Origin of the sequence: Streptomyces lanatus, from assembly GCF_014655715.1 — a bacterium.
Classification (GTDB): Bacteria; Actinomycetota; Actinomycetes; order Streptomycetales; family Streptomycetaceae; genus Streptomyces; species Streptomyces lanatus.
Genome location: NZ_BNBM01000022.1, coordinates 1 through 16,762 on the forward strand (window position 1 = coordinate 1; position 16,762 = coordinate 16,762).

Here is a 16,762-nt window from a genome sequence, read left to right on the forward strand (position 1 = left end):
CGTAAGACCCCGGCCATACACAGAAGATGCCCAGCTCAGAGCCTTGTGCAACACCCTTTAGCGCCCGTACAGCGCTGATGCAGCGCATGAGAAGCGCACATCCAAATCACGGAGCGTCGCCCGGCGACTGCGTACGGCGGTGCGGGAGTTGGAGGGCTCGACGAACGTTCGCCGGGCGGCCGGCGTCATAGCGGTGTGCGTCCACGAAGGGAGTGCCGTCATGACCGCCGTATCCGTGACCGCCCGTGCCGTACTGGTCTCAGGCCTGATCTGCGCGACCGCCGCCTGCGGCACCGGGACCGCCGACACCTGGCGGGAGCCCGCCTCGTACACCTACACGCTCCGCTCCAGCGAAGGGGAACGGGCCCTGATCGGTGCCTTCCGGATCACCGTCCGCGATGGCACCGTGACCAAGGCGGTGGGGCTCGACGACAGCGGCCGGCGCGTGGTGAAGGACAACCCCGACGCGGTGCCCACGATCGGGCAACTCCTCGACGAGTGGGAGCAGGCGCGGCGGGACGGTGCGGACACGGCCGAGGTGGAGTACGCGGCGGACGGGCACCCCGAGCGGATCACCCTGGACTGGCTGGAGAACGCGATCGACGACGAAGCCCTGTATGTCGTCAGCGACTTCGCCGGGAAATGATCCTCACGGTCTGCCGGTCATCTGCCGGTCAGGGGCCGCCACCGGTCCTGCCGTGCGGGGGCGAGTCCCCTGCGCCACGCCAGCGCCCCGTCGACCAGGCCCGGCTCGTCCCGGGTGGCCAGGGTCGGGGCCTCGAGCATGTCGGCGGCCTCCTCCAAGTAGGTGACCAGCGTGTCGAGTTCGTCGCCGGGGGGCTCGTTGAAGCGGGACCAGCGGCCCAGGTAGCCGGTCTCGGCGTCCAGGTACCAGCCCGAGGTGGTGTCGATGACACCGCGGGTCGCGACCGGTATCCAGGCCGGTTTCCAGAAGTAGGTCCGCTCGTCCTCGGGGCGTTCCGCGTTGAGGGCGTCCTCGTCGGCCTGGGCGTCCAGTTGCCGCCGGTGGAGGGCGGCCACGGCGTCCAGGGGCAGCAGCGCCTCGTTGCCGGGCAGGCATCCCGCGCCGTCGACCCCGCTGTCGCCCGCGGTCAGGGTCCACAGGACGCGCAGCTCAAGGGGTATCGCGAGGCCGAGGTCGTCTTCGAGGGCGGCGACGGCGGCGGGCCCCGCGCCGGGGCGGAGCGCGGCGTAGGAGTCGGGGGCGTTGCGCCGGAGCCAGCCGGTGAGGCGATGCCAGGCGTCGGCGACCTCCCGCACGGTGAGCGCGTCGGTGGCGGGGTCGGCCGACGCGTCCCGCTCCCGGCCCTCCCCCTCGGACACGGCGGGCTCTTCGGACTCCTCGGGCTGGGCCCGGCTCAGGTACCGGATCTGGATCCGGTCGGGTTCGCGGATGTAGCCGACGGCAAGGTCGGGACAGTCCTCGAACAGATCGCCGTCGATCATGACGGTGAGGATGCCGGGTAACCCCGAGGGCCGCCCCATGTCCGGGTCTTCGGCCAACTGTCCGGCCAGCACCCGCAGGGCGTAGGGGACTCCCTCACCGAACGAGGTGGCGGTGTCGCTCACGAACTGGGGGATCTCGACATTCACGGCCCGTCGCTCCTCGCTGGTCGGTGGGAGAGCGGGCCAACACTAGGACGCCGACACGCATCGGCGGGAGATCCCCTGTCGGACCGGACAGTGGCCCGACGCATTCCCATGGAGGGAAGCGAAATGCCCGGATATCATCTCTTTGTACGGTGATGTCGTTCACGGCACGAGGAGGCGGGGACGGGCATGGCGGATCCCGGACGCACGGGCCCTCGACGGCGTATCGACATCCATCAGCATGTGATCCCGCCCGACCGGGGCCGCGCCATGGCCGGCCGTGCCGCCGCCGTCGGATGGCCCGCGCCCGTGTGGGACGAGCGTGGCGCGATCGCCATGATGGACCGGCGGTCCATCGCCACCGGGGTGCTGTCGTACGCCGCGCCGCTAGCCGGCCCCGACGATCCCGTCGCCGCGCGCGAAGTGGCCCGGATCGTCAACGAGTTCACGGCCGAGCTGGTCAAGAACCGGCCCGACCGCTTCGGTCACTTCGCCGCCCTCCCGCTGCCCGACGTGGACGGCGCCCTCGCCGAGGCGGCGCATGCCCTGGACGAACTGGAGGCGGACGGCGTGATGGTGCTGTCCAACGCGCACGGCCGCTACCCGGGCGACCCGGAGTTCGAGCCGCTGTGGGCCGAACTCGACGCCCGTTCCGCCGTCGTCCTCGTCCATCCGACCGCACCACCGGGCGCCCCGCTGCCCGATGTGCCCCCACCGCTGGCGGACTTCCCGTACGACACGACGCGCGCGGCCCTGCAGCTGACCATGCGGGGCGTGCCGCGCCGGTACCCCCGGATGCGGATGATCCTCCCCCACGCCGGCGGCTTCCTGCCGTACGCCGCCCACCGCTTCGCCCTGGCCGCCCGTCTCCCCACCGACGGGCCCGGCACCACCCCCGAGGACTTCCTCGCCGATCTGCGGCGCTTCTACTTCGACACGGCCATCTCGACGGGCTCGACGACGCTCCCCTCACTCCTGGCCTTCGCCGCGCCGGACCATGTCCTGTACGGCAGTGACTTTCCGATGCTCCCCGAGGAGTGGGGCACGGACTTCGACACCCTGCTGGACGACCACCCGCACCTCGGCCCCGGCCTCCTCGACGCCATCGACCGGGGCAACGCCGAACTCCTCATCCCCCGCCTCGCACGGCCCTGACCCGCTCACAGCTCGCTGGTCAGCCCGTACGAGCCCGACGGCAGCCGGTACGACGCCACGCCGTCCGTGTGCCCGAGGAAGCGGACTCCGTCCAGGCGGGCCAAGGGGGTTCGGCCCTCGCGGACGGAGTCGGCGGAGGTCGCCGGGAGGTGCAGGGTGGCTTCGGTGTTCGCCGGTATCAGTGCGTCGTAGGTGAGCGTTCTGCCGGTGTCGCCGACCTTCCACTCGCTTCTGATCTCGCCGTACGGCGACTCGTGGGTGCCGGCGACATGGGTGATCCGGCCGGTGGGGTCGAGGTGCGGCCGTAGGACGAAGTGCTTGAAGCCGGGGCTGTCGGGGTCGCGGGCGATCCCGGCCATGTAGGCGTACATCCACTCCATGACGGCGCCGTACGCGTAGTGGTTGAAGGAGTTCATGCTGACCGGGCCGAAGCCGGCGTCCTTGGAGTAGGAGTTCCAGCGCTCCCAGACCGTCGTGGCACCGTTGCGCACGGAGAACAGCCAGGACGGCAGCTCGTCCTGGTGGAGCAGTTCGTACGCCAGGTCCGAGCGGCCCTCGTCGCTGAGGACGGGGGCGAGGACGTTGACGCCCAGGAAGCCCACGGACAGCGTGTTCTCGGCGTACTTGACGCGGCTGCTTTCGGGGTGGGCCGCCTTGTAGGCCGCGTCGTTGCCGATGTTGTCCGCCAAGTGGCCGACGAGGGCGCGGCGTTGGGCCTCGGTGTCGTAGAAGCCGAGCTTGAGCACCCACAGCAGGGCGGTCTGGGTGTTGTCCTCGGTCTTCTGGGCGGGGTCGGCGCCGGGCTCGATCGGGGAGGCCTCGCCGAGGCTGGACCTCACAGTGGCCGTGCCGCCCTCGGTACTGAGGTACTTCCTGATGAACGCCTTCTTGATGTCCCCGAAGAGCGCCTCGTACGCCGCCGCCTCCGCCGGGCGGCCGACGGCTCGGGCCATCTGGGCCATGAGGCGGGCGACGTAGCCGTAGTAGACGTCGCTCATCAGCTGGGCGCTGGTCTTCTGCGGGGCGAGCCAGTCGCCGGTGAGGGAGCCCTGGCCTGCGTGGGTGTCGCCGGTCTGCCGCCGGATCCAGTCGAGGTAGCGGGTCATCGCGGGCCAGCTGTCCTCGATGACGGTGGGATCTCCGGTCATCTGCCACAGGGTCCACGGGAGGATGACGCCGCTGTCCGCCCAACCGCTGCCGCCGCCGGGGAAGTTGTAGCGTCCGCCGGGTGCGACCCCGGTGAACTGGGCCTTGTCCATGCCGTACAGGGTCTGGGAGTCGATCGTGGTCTGCTGGAAGTGGCTGAGGAAGGGGCCGGCGTCGGCGTTGTACAGGCCCGTGGTGGAGAAGACCTGGGTGTCGCCGGTCCAGCCGAGGCGTTCGTCGCGCTGCGGGCAGTCGGTGGGCACCCAGAGGTAGTTGCCGCGCTGGCCCCAGCGGATATTGCTGATCAGTTGGTTCGTGTCGGGGTCGTTCGTGGTGAGGGTGCCGGTCTCGTGGATGGCGGAGGTGGCGACCTTGCCGGTCAGGCCGGTGATGGTGACGGTCTCGGTCGCGGTGACGGACGCGTAGCGGAAGCCGTAGAAGGTCAGGGAGTCCTGGTGGGTCTCCCCCCGCCGGTCGCCCTTGAGGATGTAGGTGCTGGTGGCCTCGGCGCTGCGCAGGTTGGCCCGGTAGAGGGAGCCTTCGGGGCCGTCCGCTCCGGCGCTGCTGTCGTTGAGCATCTCGCCGAACCGGAAGGTGACCCGCGCTCCGGCGGGCCCGCGCACGCTGTAGCGGGGCACACCGACCATGTTCTGGCCCAGGTCGAAGACGGCCGTGTCGCCGGGGCCGAGGGTGACCGGGCTGTCGGCCGCCCGGTGCGGGTCGGTCACCGTCCGGTCGGGGTCCACGGTGATACGGCCCCTGCCCGCGCCGGTCGTTCCCGAGTAGACGGTGACCGACCGCGGCCGTCGGTCCCACTTGCCCATCAGGCGGGCGGTCTCGGCCGGGTAGGCGCAGAGCAGGGCATCGGGGTATCTGGTCTCGAAGGGGACCGGCGCCACGTCCGACCAGGCGGAGTCGTCGTAGCCGGACGACGTCCAGCCGGGGAGTTCCCTGCGGGCGTCGTAGGTCTCGCCGTCGTAGATGTCGTCGGCGCGGTGGGGGCCGGTGTCGGTGCCCTTCCACGAGCCGTCCGGGCGGGTGACCACGGACTGGGTCGTCCCGTCGGTGTAGCGGATCAGCAGTCTGGCCTTGAGGGCGAGGGCGTTGCCGTCCTCGGAGTAGTACGTACTGCCCTCGGAGATACGGCCGTTGTACCAGCCGTTGCCGAGGACGGCGGCCAGGGCGACGGCCGGTTCCCGGGCCACGAGGTGCGTGACGTCGTAGGTGAGGTAGTTGACGCGCGCGTCGTAGTTCGTCCAGCCGGGCGGCAGCAGTTCGAGGGTGTGGTCGCCGTCCTGCGGGACGGTCACCCGCCGGCCGCTGACGTAGGCGTCGTACACCCCGAGCGCGGAGACGTACAGCCGCGCCTCGCGGACCCGGCCGCGCAGCGGTGCCTCGGTGCGCAGCAGGGGTGCGCCGGGCGAGCGGGGCGCCTTGTCCTTCATGCCGATCCACTGTGCGCCGGCCCAGCCGGTGACACCGTCGGTGCTCATCAGGCCCGTCTCGAACCAGGCCACGGGGCCGCTGCCGAGCCGGCGGCCCCGGGTGTCCCAGGCGGTGACGGTCCAGTAGTAGCGGGTCGAGGCGGCCAGGGGCTCGCCGCGATGGCGGATGGCCACGGAATCGGCGGACCTGACGCGTCCGCTGTTCCAGACGTCCGCGCGGCCGGTGGTCAGCCGGCCCGGCGAGGTGGCGACGAGGATCTCGTACGCGCCCTGACTCCGCCCGCGTCCGGCGGACCGTATGCGCCAGCCGAAGCGGGGGTGCGGGGCGTCCACGCCGAGCGGGTCGGTGCGGTGTTCCACGGTCAATCCGTACACGGCGCCGTCCTCCACGGGGCGATTCGGTGCGGCCTGCGCGGTCGTCGCGCCGGCCAGTACGGGTACGGCGCTCGCGGTCGCCGCGAGCACGGTGCGGCGGCGAGGTCCCGTCCGCCGTCCGTGCGCCGCGTCTGCGTCTGCATCTGCGTCTGCGTCGGTCATCGAGTCGTCCCTTCTCATGAGCCGGCCTTGTAGTCGGTGTCCATGTCCTTGAGGAGGTCCTGGGGCGTGGACTGGCCGCTGAAGATCTCCTGGAGGCCGCTGAGCATGGTCTGCTGCACCTTGGGGTTGGGCCACAGCTGGTCCATGAACGGCACGGTGCGGTTCGTTTCGATGAACTTGGAGAGTTCGGTGAGCGCGGGGTCGGCCTGATAGCCCGTGTCCGGGAGGGTGGGCAGGCTGCCCTGCTTCTTGTTGAGCACGTTCATGCCCTCGGGCGACATCACGAAGTTCACGAATTTCAGGGCCAGTTCGGGGTTCTTCGCCTTGGCGTTGACGCCGTAGCCCGCGCCCGCCGCGGCCGGGATGAGGGTGGCGGACGGGTCGTCGGTGGCGGGCAGCGCCTTCAGCGTGAAGGTGCCCTGCGGGTTCTTGCCCTTGAGGAGGGCGATGACCCAGTTGCCCTGGATGATGCCGAGGGTCTTGCCGGAGGCGGCGAGTTGCTGGCTGGCCTCGTAGTTGGTGCCCAGGGGGTTCTTCTGGAAGCAGCCCGCCTTCCGCATGGCGAGGTATTTCTCCAGCGCGGTGGTCCAGGGCGAGTCGGTGAAGTCCGCCTGTCCGGCCTGCATCTTCTGGTCGAAGGCGCGGTCGGGGCCGTAGACGGTCGTGGCGACGAGGGAGTACAGGACGAGCTGGGTCACCCAGTTGTCCTGGATTCCCAGGGCGAACGCGGGAGTTCCCTTCGCCTCGGCGTCCCGGCAGAACGCCAGCAGCTTCGTCCAGGTGTCCGGCGGGGTGAGCCCGGCCTTCGCCATGGCCTGCTGGTTGTAGACGGCGCCGATGCCGTTCTGCCCGAAGACGGCGTTGTACGTCCTGCCCTCGTACTGGGCGACGCTCTTCATGGCGTCCGGCAGCCCGGCGGCCCAGGGCTGGTCGGAGAGGTCCCGCAGATAGCCGGGTTTCGCCAGGACGTAGGTGGCGGCGGGGTTGCCGTTGCCCGGCCACACCGACATCACGTCGGGTGCGGTGCCGGAGGAGAGCTGGGTGCGGATCTGCTGCTGGTACTGGTCGGCGCCGCTGGTGGTGTAGCGGACCTTGACGCCGGGGTTGGCCTTCTCGAACGCCTTGACGACGTCCTCGACGGACCCCTGGTCGACCGAGGCCAGCGTCAGGGTCCTGTCGCCGCCGCCACCGCCTTCCGCCTTGGTGCCGCCGCTGCAGGCGGCCAGGAGGACAGCGGCTGTCGCGGCGGCGGTCACGGCCGTGAGTGTGCGTGTGGTCATGAGGTCTCCCTTGCGGAGAAAGAAGGCGGGGCTCATCCCCGCAGCCCTCCGGCGAAGCCGTTGATGATGATGCGCTGAAGGAGGAAGTAGACGAGCAGGACGGGCAGGATGCTGATCACCAGGGCGGCGAAGATGAGGTTCCAGTCGGTGACGTACTGGCCGACGAAGCCCGCGATCGCGACCGGCATGGTCTGCCGGTCGCTGCCGCTGAGGTACAGCAGCGGGGTGAAGAAGTCGTTCCAGACGGCGACCGCGTTCAGCACGAGCGCGGTCACGGTGACGGGCTTGAGCATCGGCAGGACGACGTACCGGAAGCCCTGCAGCGGGGTGCATCCGTCGATGAGCGCCGCGTCCTCGAAGTCCCGGGGCAGGGCGCGCAGGAAGCCGACGTAGAGGAAGACGGTGAACGGGACCTGGAGGCCGGAGTGGAACAGGACCAGGGCCCAGGGGGTGCCGAGCAGACCGAGGTCGCGCATGGTCTGGTACAGCGGGAGCGAGGCGAGCTGGAACGGCAGCACCAGTCCGAGGAGGACGAGGAGATAGGTGCTGCGGGACCAGCGGGCCGTGACGCGGGCCAGCGGATACGCGGCGAGGGCGGAGACGGCGAGCACGATGGCGACGCTGCACGCCGTCACCAGCACACTGTTGGCCAACGCCCCGCCGAGCGCGCCCTGTTGCCAGGCGTGGGTGAAGTTCTCCAGGGTCGGCGAGCCGGTCGGGCGGATGGGGGACGAGGTGTCGGAGGCGGGCCGTGCGGCGAGGTTGGCCAGGACGTACACCGGGAAGCCGACGACCAGCGCGGTGGCGATCATCCCGAGTTCCAGGGCGAGAGTGCGGGGGCGGTAGCGGTTCATGACGCGGCCCTCTCGCTGCGGGACAGCACCGCGTACTGCCCGGTGGAGGCGACCGCGACGATGATCGTGAGGACCACCGCGAGGGCGATGCTGTAGCCGAACTCGCCGAGGGTGAAGGCGTCCTTGTAGATCAGGGTCGACAGGGTGTCGGTGGCGTGGCCGGGGCCGCCGCCGGTCAACGCGTAGACCTGGTCGAAGAGTTTGATCCCGCCGATGATCGACAGCATCAGGTTGATGGTGAAGGCGGGCGCGAGCAGGGGCCGGGTGACCGACCAGAAGCGCCGTACGGGACCGGCCCCGTCGAGCGCCGCCGCCTCGTGGACCTCCTGGGGCACCGACTGGAGTCCCGCCAGGAAGATGACCATCGAGTAGCCCGCGAACTGCCACACGATCACTGCGACGACCGCCCACAGCGCCAGATCCGCGCTGCCGAGCCAGTCCTGCCGCCACGAGTCGAGCCCCACGGCACCGAACAGGCTGTTGACCGCCCCGTCCGGACCGAGCAGGTTGCGCCACAGGTATGCGGTCACGATCGGGGTGACCACGGCCGGGGCGAACAGGAACACCCTCAGCACATTGCGGGACTTGATGGCCGAGTTCACGCCGAGCGCCAGCAGCAGCCCCACGGCGTTCTGCACGAGGGTGATGGAGACGGCGATGACCAGGGTGTGCCAGATCGCCTGCACCGCGTCCGCGTCACGGACCATGTCGGCGAAATTGCCGAGGCCCACGAAGGAGTGGTGCGGATCGAGGCCGTCCCAGTCGGTGAACGCGTAGTACACCCCGCGGGCGCTCGGCACGAGGACGACGAAGGCGAACAGCAGCAGCGCCGGCGCCATGAACCACCAGGGCGGCGTGGTGCGGGCGCGGCGGGCAGGAGAGGCGAGGGTCACGGGCGGACCTGCTTCCTTGAAACGTTTCAACCCATGTTTGAGACGGCCGATGGGTAACGTTTTCCATCGGTGGTGCCAGACCCTAGAGAGCACCCCGCATGACGTCAAGATGCTGCGCAAGCTGCATGATTGCGACGGGACCCGGCTACCGGAATGTCGGCGACCGCTCTTACCTCACGCGCACTCTCTCCGTAGACTTTTGGCCAACGTTGCCCACGACGTCGGAGGAAAGCCGCATGGAGCCGCCCGCATCGCCCCGCCGCGTCACCATCGTCGACGTGGCCCGTCATGCCCAGGTGTCCACGACCGCGGTGTCCAAGGTGCTGCGCAACGCCTATGGGGCGAGCCCCGAGATGCGGGCCAAGGTGCGCCGCGCGATCGAGGAGCTGGGCTACCGGCCCCTCGCGGCCGCGCGGGGGCTGCGGGGCCGGACGTACACGATCGGCGTGATGCTGCCCGACATCCGCAACCCCTTCTTCCCCGAGATCCTCGACGGCGTCACCGGCTGCCTGGCGGACACCGACTACCAGGTCCTGCTGGGCCCCGGCTGCAACGGGGAGAAGGAGGAGGCCCGCGTCACCGAGGCCATGATCGACCGGGGCATGGACGGCCTCGTCCTGGTCGCCCCCGTCTCACCGCGCGCCCGTCTCGAACACGTCGCCTCCGTCGTACCGACCGTCGTGATCGGCCGGCACAGCCACTCCCCCAAGTACGACAGCGTCGCCGACGACGATGTGGCGGGCGCGGCGCTGGTCGTCGGCCACCTCGCCGCGCTGGGCCATCGCCGGATCGCCCACATCGAGCACCACGAGACCGACCCGACGCGCATCGCCGAGATGCCCAACGCCCAGCGCGCGGACGGCTATCGGCAGGCCATGCGGGATCTCGGCCTGCACGAGGGGATCGACGTCGTCTCCACCAGCTACACCCAGCAGGGCGGCTACGAGGGCGCGAAGGAACTGCTCGCCCGCCGCCCCCGGCCCACGGCGATCTTCGCGGGCGCGGACATCGTGGCCATGGGAGTCCTGGAGGCGGTCTCCGAGGCCGGGCTGTCCGTGCCGGGCGACCTCTCGGTGGCGGGCTACGACAACACGACGTTCGCCGCGCTCGGGCAGATCTCCCTGACGAGCGTCGACCAGGCGGGCCGCGAGATCGGCCGCAACGCCGCGCGGCTTCTGCTGGAGCGGATCGAGGACCGTGGCAAGACGTCGGTGCAGGTCAAGTTGTCCCCGACGTTGGTGGCGCGGCGTACCACGGCTCGGCCGGCGGGGTAGGCGCGCAGGTCTGGGCCTGTCCGGCGGATTCCGCTGGAACGCCGGACAGGCCCCTGGTGCCCTTGGTCGCCCGGAGGGCTCAGCGCTTGAGCGTGAAGGTGAAGTCGTCGGAGAGCCTGCCGTTCAGCCGGACGGCCGCGACGACCTTCTGCTCCACGATGAGACGCTCCACCTCGGCCCGTGAGAGACCGCACCCTTCGGCGATCAGCCGGACCGGCCGGACCGGGATCCGCGCCGCGAAGCGGACCGATACGTCGATCACCTCGCGGTCCGGGTGAACCGTGCCGCCGGTGTCGAGGCGCCAGGCGCCCGTCCAGTCCAGGGCGATGCGATTACGGCGCCGCAGGACCGGATCCTGGAGCAACTCGCCCGCCAGGCCGGGGTCGTTGTCATGCATCCGGTCCAGCAGCTCAGGTCGCACGGAACGGACGTTCATCCGCTCCAGGACCGTGAGCTTCGCGGTCACCCCGCACGAGGCGCAGAGCACGAGGAGCCAGGCGTCGAGGAGCTTGTGGTTGGCGTTGACGCGGAATTTGCCGCTTGTCCGGAAGACGTCGGACGCGCACGCGTGACAGCGGCGCCGGACGAGCGGAAGGCAGGTGGGAACGACCACCCAGTTTTCGAGCACGGGAGTACACCGGTTTCAGTGAGAAGTCCGCAGCAAAAAGCAGCGCGGCGCACATGCGGCGAGCATGCGGCGACGCGCGACAGATCAGCGCTCGGGAGGTCTCACAGGGTGTACAAGGGCACGTCCTCGACCAGACGACTTGGGACGGCAGCACGGTAAGGGCGCGCGGCGGCGCCGCTCCACTGATTTTCGACCGGTTCCCGAACGCCGTACCGCCAGGCCCTAGGCCGAAGTGCCGAGTCCGGTTCGGACCGCGGTCGGGTCCCGGACGTGGGCCGCGTCGCTAGCGTGGGCGATCAGCGCACGTCACAGGTGTGCCGCACCCGAGGAGAGCGATGCCCAGCAGCGGATACACGTACCTCTGCGAGTTCGGCGTACTGGAGGAGGGCGTCCCCCGGCGGTTCGAGGTGGAGGGGGTCCCCGTCAGCCTCGTACTGACCGAGAAGCAGGTGTTCGCGATCCATGACACCTGCTCGCACAGTGCCGTCTCGCTCTCCGAGGGCGAGGTCGACGGCTGCACGGTCGAGTGCTGGCTGCACGGCTCCCGCTTCGACCTGCGCACCGGCGAGGCCCTCGACCCGCCGGCGAGCCGCCCCGTGCCGGTGTACGCGGTGCAGATCGAGGACGGGGGCGTGTACGCGCGCGTGGTGCCGCGGAGTGAGCGGTGACGCGGACGCCGGGCGATGCCGGTGCGGAACGGGCCGACGCGGCCCGCAACCGGGCCCGGCTGCTGGAGGCGGCCGCCCGGCTGGTGGCCGAACGGGGAGCGGAGCACGTGACCATGCACGAGGTCGCGCGGGCTGCCGGGGTGGGAAAAGGCACGCTCTTCCGCCGGTTCGGCGACCGCACCGGGCTGCTGCTCGCCCTGCTGGCCGACGCCGAGGCCGAGTTCCACGAGACGTACACCCTCGGTCCCCCGCCGCTCGGGCCGGGAGCGCCGGCCGGTGACCGGCTCACAGCGTTCGGCTGCGCCCTGATCGAGCGCCTCGCCGACGACACGGACCTGGGCGCCGCCCTGGCCCGCCAGGTCCCCCTCGAACGGCTCCACGGCTCCCAGGTCGCCCGCGCCTTCCACCACCACATCGCCTCCCTGCTGCGCGAAGCGGGCGTCGAGGGCGACACCGACATGCTGGCCCACACCATGCTCGCCACGGCCAACTCCGAGACCGTGGACTACCTGCGCAACGAACACCGGATCAGCACCGCACGGCTGCGGACGACGTGGGCGGAGCTGGTGCGGCGGGTGGTGGCGAGGGCCGGGGAGCCGGTCGGACATCGCTGAAGCTCACCGGCCATCTCGGACCCGGCGTGCGGAACTTCGCGGGTCGGGTCCGGTCGACGTCGGGAAAGGCGTGACGGAGATCGATGACGTGCCCCTCGACGAGCCGGCTCCCTCCGGCGCGCGGTCCGGCGTTGATCGGGGCGGTGATGGCTCTGAGTGTGCTCGTCGGGCTGCGGCGGTCAGGACGCGCGATGGGCGGCCCGGAAGGCTTGACCTTGGCATCCGGGGGCTCTTTCTGCTGGGCGGTCAGGCGTCGGTCGTGCGGGCGAACCTTGACCGGGCCGACTGGCGCGAGGCCGGCTCGGTGACGGGCTCCTTCGTGACGACCGGGCTGGTGGCGGGGGCGGTCGTCTGGTTCGCGGCCCGCCGGACCCGTCAGAACCCGGCGGCGCGGGGCGGGGCGGTGGACGGCCCGCGCATGGACATCCCCGAGGGGCGGCGACTGGTGTGGTTCTCCCGTACGTCCAATCCGTGGCTGCACCTGATCGCCGCCGTCACCGGGCTCGTGGCACTCGCCGCCGGCGCGGCCGCCGTAGGAGGGCTGGCGGATCCGCTCCAAGCGCTGGCCCTGATCGCACCGTTGACGCTCGGCTCGCTGCTGGTCCTCGGCTGTGCCTCGGTGCAGGCGCAGGTCAGCCATTCGGCCTGCCCGCCCGACGCTGGGCTGTCGAGGACATCGAATCGGCTCGCGTCGACCAGCGCACCCCGGTGCAGGTGGGCAGCTGGGGCTACCGGCTGAGCGGGCTGGGCACGACGGTGATGCTGCGCCGCGGCGAATGCCTCGCCATCCGCGCCGGGGGCAGGGACTTCGCCGTCAGCGTGGACGACGCCGAACGGGGCGCCGCGATCCTGAACTCCTTTCATCGGCCGTCCCCGGTGACCATGTTGATCAGCCCGTGCGCCGTGTTGTCCTCGGAGTCGAGCGGGATGATCTCACCGCCGTCGAGCGTGGCGGCCTCGGCGCTGCGCGGGAACATGGCCTGCTCGTACTCGGTGAGCGCGGCCTCGATGTCGCCCGGGTGGGCGGCGAGTGCCTTGCCGAGTTCGGCGCCGTCGAGCATGGCCAGGTTGGCCCCTTCGCCGTTCGGGACAGCGAGGTGGGCGGCGTCGCCGACCAGTGTCACCCCGGGCACCCTGTCCCACCGGTGCCCGGTCGGCAGGGTGAAGTGGGGGCGCAGGACCGGCGTGGAGTCGCCGTCCGTGATCAGCGCGGTGAGTTCGGGTGCCCAGCCGTCGAACTCCGCCGCGATGCGTGCACCGGCCGCGGTCGCGTCGGTGAAGTCGATGACGGCGAACCAGTCCTGAGGCTTCGCCAGCAGCACAAAGATGTGCAGGGTGTCGCCGCTCTCCCGGTGCGCGAAGATCTCCCTGCCGGGTGCGGGCGCGATCATCGACCCGCCGCCGACCGTCTTCGCGGCGACCGGGTGCCGGGTGTCGGCGTCGTACAGATACACATCGACGGACGACGTTCCCGCGTACTCGGGCACGGTCGAGGTGAGCAGCGGCCGTACCCGTGACCACGCGCCGTCCGCGCCGACCAGCAGACCGGTGTCGACGGCGCCGCCGCCCGCGAACGTCACCTCGTGGCGGCCCTCGCCGAGGGCACGGGTGCGGGTGACCTTGTGTCCCCAACGGACGGTGCCGGCCGGCAGCGAGTCGAGCAGGATCCGCCGCAGCTCACCGCGCTGCACCTCGGGGCGTCCGCCCGTGCCGTCGTCGGCCTGGTCGAGCAGGACGCTCCCGTCCCGGTCGATGACCCGCAGCGCCTGACGGCCCTCCAGGACGATGGCGTGGAACTCGTCCATCAGGCCGGCCGCCTGAAGGGCGAGCTGCCCGTTGTAGTCGTGGATGTCGAGCATCCCTCCCTGCGTACGCGCCGACGGGGATTCCTCCGCCTCGTAGACGGTGACCGGGATGCCGTGGACGTGCAGGACTCGGGCCAGCGTCAGTCCGCCGAGTCCGGCGCCGATGATCGTGACGGGTGTGTGCATGGTGGCTCCTTCGGGATCGGGCCGCCCGCGGCGGCCGTCTTCGAAGCAAGGTGCCGGGCCCTGCCGACAAGGCGCCGACACCGGACCGACAGCCACCGACACCGGGCCGACAGGCCCCGATACCGCGGTACACGACGAGGGCGGGGCACCCTGCGATGCCCCGCCCCCCAGGCGGTCAGATAGCCGCTCCCACCGGCTCGGCAGCGGGCGGTGCCGCCAGTCGGCCGCTGCGGTGCAGGCCGTACAAGGCCCCAGCGCATACGGCACCGATCACAGCCAGCGTGATCCACGGCAGCGCGGGCATCCCGGCCGACCGTGCCGCGTCGAGGGCGGCGCCGGTGCCGAGGTTGCCGACGGTGATGCCGATGCCGCAGATGGTGTTGTACAGCCCGTAGTGCGTGGCGACGAGCCGGTCGCCGGAGAGCCGGACGATGGTGTCCATCTCGAACGGGTAGGCGATCATCGTGCCAATGGCGAGCAGCAGCGCGGCGAGCGTCGGCGGCACCGCCGCGAGCAGCCACAGCCCGAACCCGGACTCCGGTACGGGTACGGCCGTGGCCAGGAGCAGCGGCACGAAGGCCAGCCCCATCGCCGCGAGCCCCCGCACAAGAGCCTGCCCGGGCTCGTACCGCGCCTTGCACCACGCCGTCACCCGCGTCTGGCCGAGGATCGTGCTCAGCCCGGACACGGCGAACAGCGCCGCGACCGCCGCCGTCCCGAACTCCCCGTCACCGCCGAGCCGCCGCACCTCCAGCGGCAGCGCCAGATAGACCTGGAACGACAGGACGTACGACCCGATCATGGCGAGGGAGAACAGCAGGAACGGCCGGTTGGCGAGGATGCCGCGCCACTGGGCGAGCACACCCTCGGTCGCCCGGCGCCCGGTGTCCTCGGCCCGCCGGGCGGGCAGGGCACGGATCTGTACGACGCTCAGCAGGGCGAAGATCCCCGCCGACACCAGGCAGGTGATACGGAAGTCAACCCCGGTCAGCACCATGCCCACCAGCGGGCCCAGCAGGATGCCGGCCTGGTAGAACACGTTGAACAGGGCGAACGCCTCGACCCTGCGCTCCCCCGCGTCGGCCGCGAGGTAGGCCCGTACGGCCGGGTTGAACAGAGCGCCGGCCAGCCCGGTGGCCGCGGAGGCGGCGAGCAGCGCGGGCAGCGAGTCCACCAGGCCGAGGGTGGCGAAGCCGAATGTGCGCAGCACACAGCCGGCCACGATCATCGGCTTGTAGCCGAGCCGGTCGGCGAGTGTGCCGCCGAACAGGAACATGCCCTGCTGGCTGAAGTTCCGTACGCCGAGGACGAGTCCCACGATCCAGCCGGCCAGGCCGAGGGTGCCGGAGAGATGGGCGGCCAGATAGGGCATCAGCATGTAGAAGCCGAGGTTGATCGTGAACTGGTTCACCATCAGCAGCTGGACGCTGCGTTCGTACGACCCGACCTGGGTGAGCAGCCCCTTCACCGGTCCTCCTCCAGGGTGAGGGGGTCGATCACCGTGGTGCAGCGGGTCCAGCAGGTGACCTCCTTCTCGTCCAGGCGGCCGATCAGCTCGGGTTCGGGCGCCGGCGGGGAGTCGAGGACGCCGTGGGCGGCGCAGTAGTCGTCGTCGTAGACGGTGCCCAGGTAGCGCTGCGGGCCGTCGGGGAAGACCGCGACGATCCGTGCGTCGGCGGACATGGTCCGGGCCAGCCAGCCCGCCACCAGCGCGACCGCGCCGACGCTCCAGCCGCCGGTGGCGTAATGGGAAGCGGCCAGTTGACGGCAGGTCCACACCGCCTCGGCCGGGGCCACCCAGTGCACCTCGGAGAAGTTCTCGTAGGCCACGTTGCGGGGGTAGATGCTGGAGCCGAGGCCACGCATCAGGCGGGGCCTGGCGGGCTGGCCGAAGATCGTGGAACCGGTCGTGTCCACGCCGACGACGGTCAGCTCCGGGTACAGCTGGCGCAGAACCCCCGACACCCCGGCCGAGTGGCCTCCGGTGCCGACGCTGCACACCAGCACGTCGATATGGCCCATCTCGGCGGCGAGTTCGAGGGCCAGCGGGGTGTAGGCGGCGACGTTGTCCGGGTTGTTGTACTGGTCCGGGCACCAGGAGTCGGGGTGCTGCTCCAGGAGCCGCTGTACGCGCTCGCGGCGGGCCTGCTGCCAGCCGCCCGTGGGATGCGGCTCGGCGACGACGTTGACCTGGGCGCCGTACGCGGTCAGCAGCCGGGTCATGGACGGCTCCAGGCCCGGATCGGTGACCAGGGTGACGGGGTGGCCGTACACCATCCCGGCCAGCGCCAGGCCGAGGCCGAGGGTGCCGCTGGTGGACTCGATGATCCGTCCGCCGGGCCGCAGGTCGCCGCGGGCGCGGGCCCGCTCCACCATGTACAGACCCGGACGGTCCTTGATCCCGCCGGGGTTGAACCCTTCGAGCTTCGCCCAGAAGCCGCGTCCGGCCGGGGCGAGCGGCTCCGAGACCCGCAGCAGCGGGGTGTTGCCCACCAGCCCGGACAGGGCGGCCTGGCCGCCCGAGGGGATCGCGGCCTTGGTCAATGACTGCATGTCTGTGTGTTCACTCTCGCTCGATGAATGCGATGAAGGCGATGCACGCGACGAAGGCGATACATGCGCGGTGCGCGATGCGGGTTCATCTCGCGCCCACGGCGACGGGGCGA

The 16,762-nt window shown here is 70.9% G+C and carries 15 protein-coding genes; 6 read left to right on the forward strand and 9 right to left on the reverse strand.

The features are described from left to right. Positions 1 to 220: 220 nt before the first annotated feature. Positions 221 to 646 carry a DUF6174 domain-containing protein gene (locus IE325_RS39495; RefSeq protein WP_190075011.1) on the forward strand — a complete coding sequence of 142 codons (426 nt, stop codon included), beginning with the start codon at positions 221 to 223 and terminating at the stop codon, positions 644 to 646. Positions 647 to 663: 17 nt separating this feature from the next. Here the strand turns inward: IE325_RS39495 and IE325_RS39500 are convergent, their stop codons facing one another. Then, the gene (locus IE325_RS39500; RefSeq protein WP_190075012.1) at positions 664 to 1,614 is read right to left on the reverse strand and encodes an SMI1/KNR4 family protein; all 951 of its coding nucleotides are present in this window, start codon (positions 1,612 to 1,614) and stop codon (positions 664 to 666) included. Positions 1,615 to 1,800: 186 nt separating this feature from the next. On the opposite strand from IE325_RS39500, the gene IE325_RS39505 reads away from it, so the two are divergent. Continuing rightward, the gene (locus tag IE325_RS39505; RefSeq protein WP_190075013.1) at positions 1,801 to 2,766 is read left to right on the forward strand and encodes an amidohydrolase family protein; all 966 of its coding nucleotides are present in this window, start codon (positions 1,801 to 1,803) and stop codon (positions 2,764 to 2,766) included. Between the two features lie 5 nt (positions 2,767 to 2,771). Here IE325_RS39505 and IE325_RS39510 read toward each other — a convergent pair whose 3' ends face one another. Genes IE325_RS39510 through IE325_RS39525 form a run of 4 tightly spaced genes read right to left on the reverse strand, consistent with a single transcriptional unit; the run spans position 2,772 to position 8,921 of the window. Next, positions 2,772 to 5,894 (reverse strand): alpha-L-rhamnosidase, encoded by a 3,123-nt coding sequence (locus tag IE325_RS39510; RefSeq protein WP_229912372.1) that lies wholly within the window; start codon positions 5,892 to 5,894, stop codon positions 2,772 to 2,774. A 14-nt stretch (positions 5,895 to 5,908) separates the two neighbouring features. Continuing rightward, positions 5,909 to 7,174 (reverse strand): ABC transporter substrate-binding protein, encoded by a 1,266-nt coding sequence (locus tag IE325_RS39515; protein WP_190075015.1) that lies wholly within the window; start codon positions 7,172 to 7,174, stop codon positions 5,909 to 5,911. 32 nt (positions 7,175 to 7,206) lie between these two features. Further along, complete coding sequence (locus tag IE325_RS39520) at positions 7,207 to 8,028, reverse strand: carbohydrate ABC transporter permease (RefSeq protein ID WP_190075016.1); 822 nt, start codon at positions 8,026 to 8,028, stop codon at positions 7,207 to 7,209. Further along, on the reverse strand, positions 8,025 to 8,921 hold the full coding sequence (locus IE325_RS39525) for a carbohydrate ABC transporter permease (RefSeq protein ID WP_229912374.1): 897 nt from the start codon (positions 8,919 to 8,921) through the stop codon (positions 8,025 to 8,027). The genes IE325_RS39520 and IE325_RS39525 overlap by 4 nt, the downstream gene beginning before the upstream one ends. A gap of 236 nt (positions 8,922 to 9,157) precedes the next feature. Here IE325_RS39525 and IE325_RS39530 point away from each other — a divergent pair, with 236 nt between their 5' ends. Beyond that, positions 9,158 to 10,195 carry a LacI family DNA-binding transcriptional regulator gene (locus IE325_RS39530; RefSeq protein ID WP_190075017.1) on the forward strand — a complete coding sequence of 346 codons (1,038 nt, stop codon included), beginning with the start codon at positions 9,158 to 9,160 and terminating at the stop codon, positions 10,193 to 10,195. A gap of 79 nt (positions 10,196 to 10,274) precedes the next feature. Here the strand turns inward: IE325_RS39530 and IE325_RS39535 are convergent, their stop codons facing one another. Then, the gene (locus tag IE325_RS39535; RefSeq protein ID WP_190075018.1) at positions 10,275 to 10,823 is read right to left on the reverse strand and encodes a DUF1062 domain-containing protein; all 549 of its coding nucleotides are present in this window, start codon (positions 10,821 to 10,823) and stop codon (positions 10,275 to 10,277) included. Between the two features lie 335 nt (positions 10,824 to 11,158). Here IE325_RS39535 and IE325_RS39540 point away from each other — a divergent pair, with 335 nt between their 5' ends. The 3 genes from IE325_RS39540 (at position 11,159) to IE325_RS39550 (ending at position 12,844) form a co-directional block, all read left to right on the forward strand. Next, positions 11,159 to 11,491: a non-heme iron oxygenase ferredoxin subunit gene (locus IE325_RS39540; protein WP_190075019.1), complete on the forward strand. Its 333-nt coding sequence runs from the start codon at positions 11,159 to 11,161 to the stop codon at positions 11,489 to 11,491. Then, positions 11,488 to 12,105 (forward strand): TetR/AcrR family transcriptional regulator, encoded by a 618-nt coding sequence (locus IE325_RS39545; protein WP_190075020.1) that lies wholly within the window; start codon positions 11,488 to 11,490, stop codon positions 12,103 to 12,105. The genes IE325_RS39540 and IE325_RS39545 overlap by 4 nt, the downstream gene beginning before the upstream one ends. 259 nt (positions 12,106 to 12,364) lie before the next feature. Then, a complete protein-coding gene (locus IE325_RS39550) occupies positions 12,365 to 12,844 on the forward strand; it encodes a hypothetical protein (protein ID WP_190075021.1) in 480 nt (159 codons plus the stop codon). Positions 12,845 to 12,965: 121 nt separating this feature from the next. Here the strand turns inward: IE325_RS39550 and IE325_RS39555 are convergent, their stop codons facing one another. The 3 genes from IE325_RS39555 to IE325_RS39565 all read right to left on the reverse strand — a co-directional run bounded on the left by IE325_RS39555 (position 12,966) and on the right by IE325_RS39565 (position 16,649). After that, complete coding sequence (locus IE325_RS39555) at positions 12,966 to 14,096, reverse strand: FAD-dependent oxidoreductase (RefSeq protein WP_190075022.1); 1,131 nt, start codon at positions 14,094 to 14,096, stop codon at positions 12,966 to 12,968. Between the two features lie 175 nt (positions 14,097 to 14,271). Next, positions 14,272 to 15,564 (reverse strand): MFS transporter, encoded by a 1,293-nt coding sequence (locus IE325_RS39560; protein ID WP_190075023.1) that lies wholly within the window; start codon positions 15,562 to 15,564, stop codon positions 14,272 to 14,274. Beyond that, positions 15,561 to 16,649 (reverse strand): PLP-dependent cysteine synthase family protein, encoded by a 1,089-nt coding sequence (locus IE325_RS39565; RefSeq protein WP_190075024.1) that lies wholly within the window; start codon positions 16,647 to 16,649, stop codon positions 15,561 to 15,563. Before IE325_RS39565 ends, IE325_RS39560 begins: the two co-directional genes overlap by 4 nt. Positions 16,650 to 16,762 lie beyond the last annotated feature (113 nt).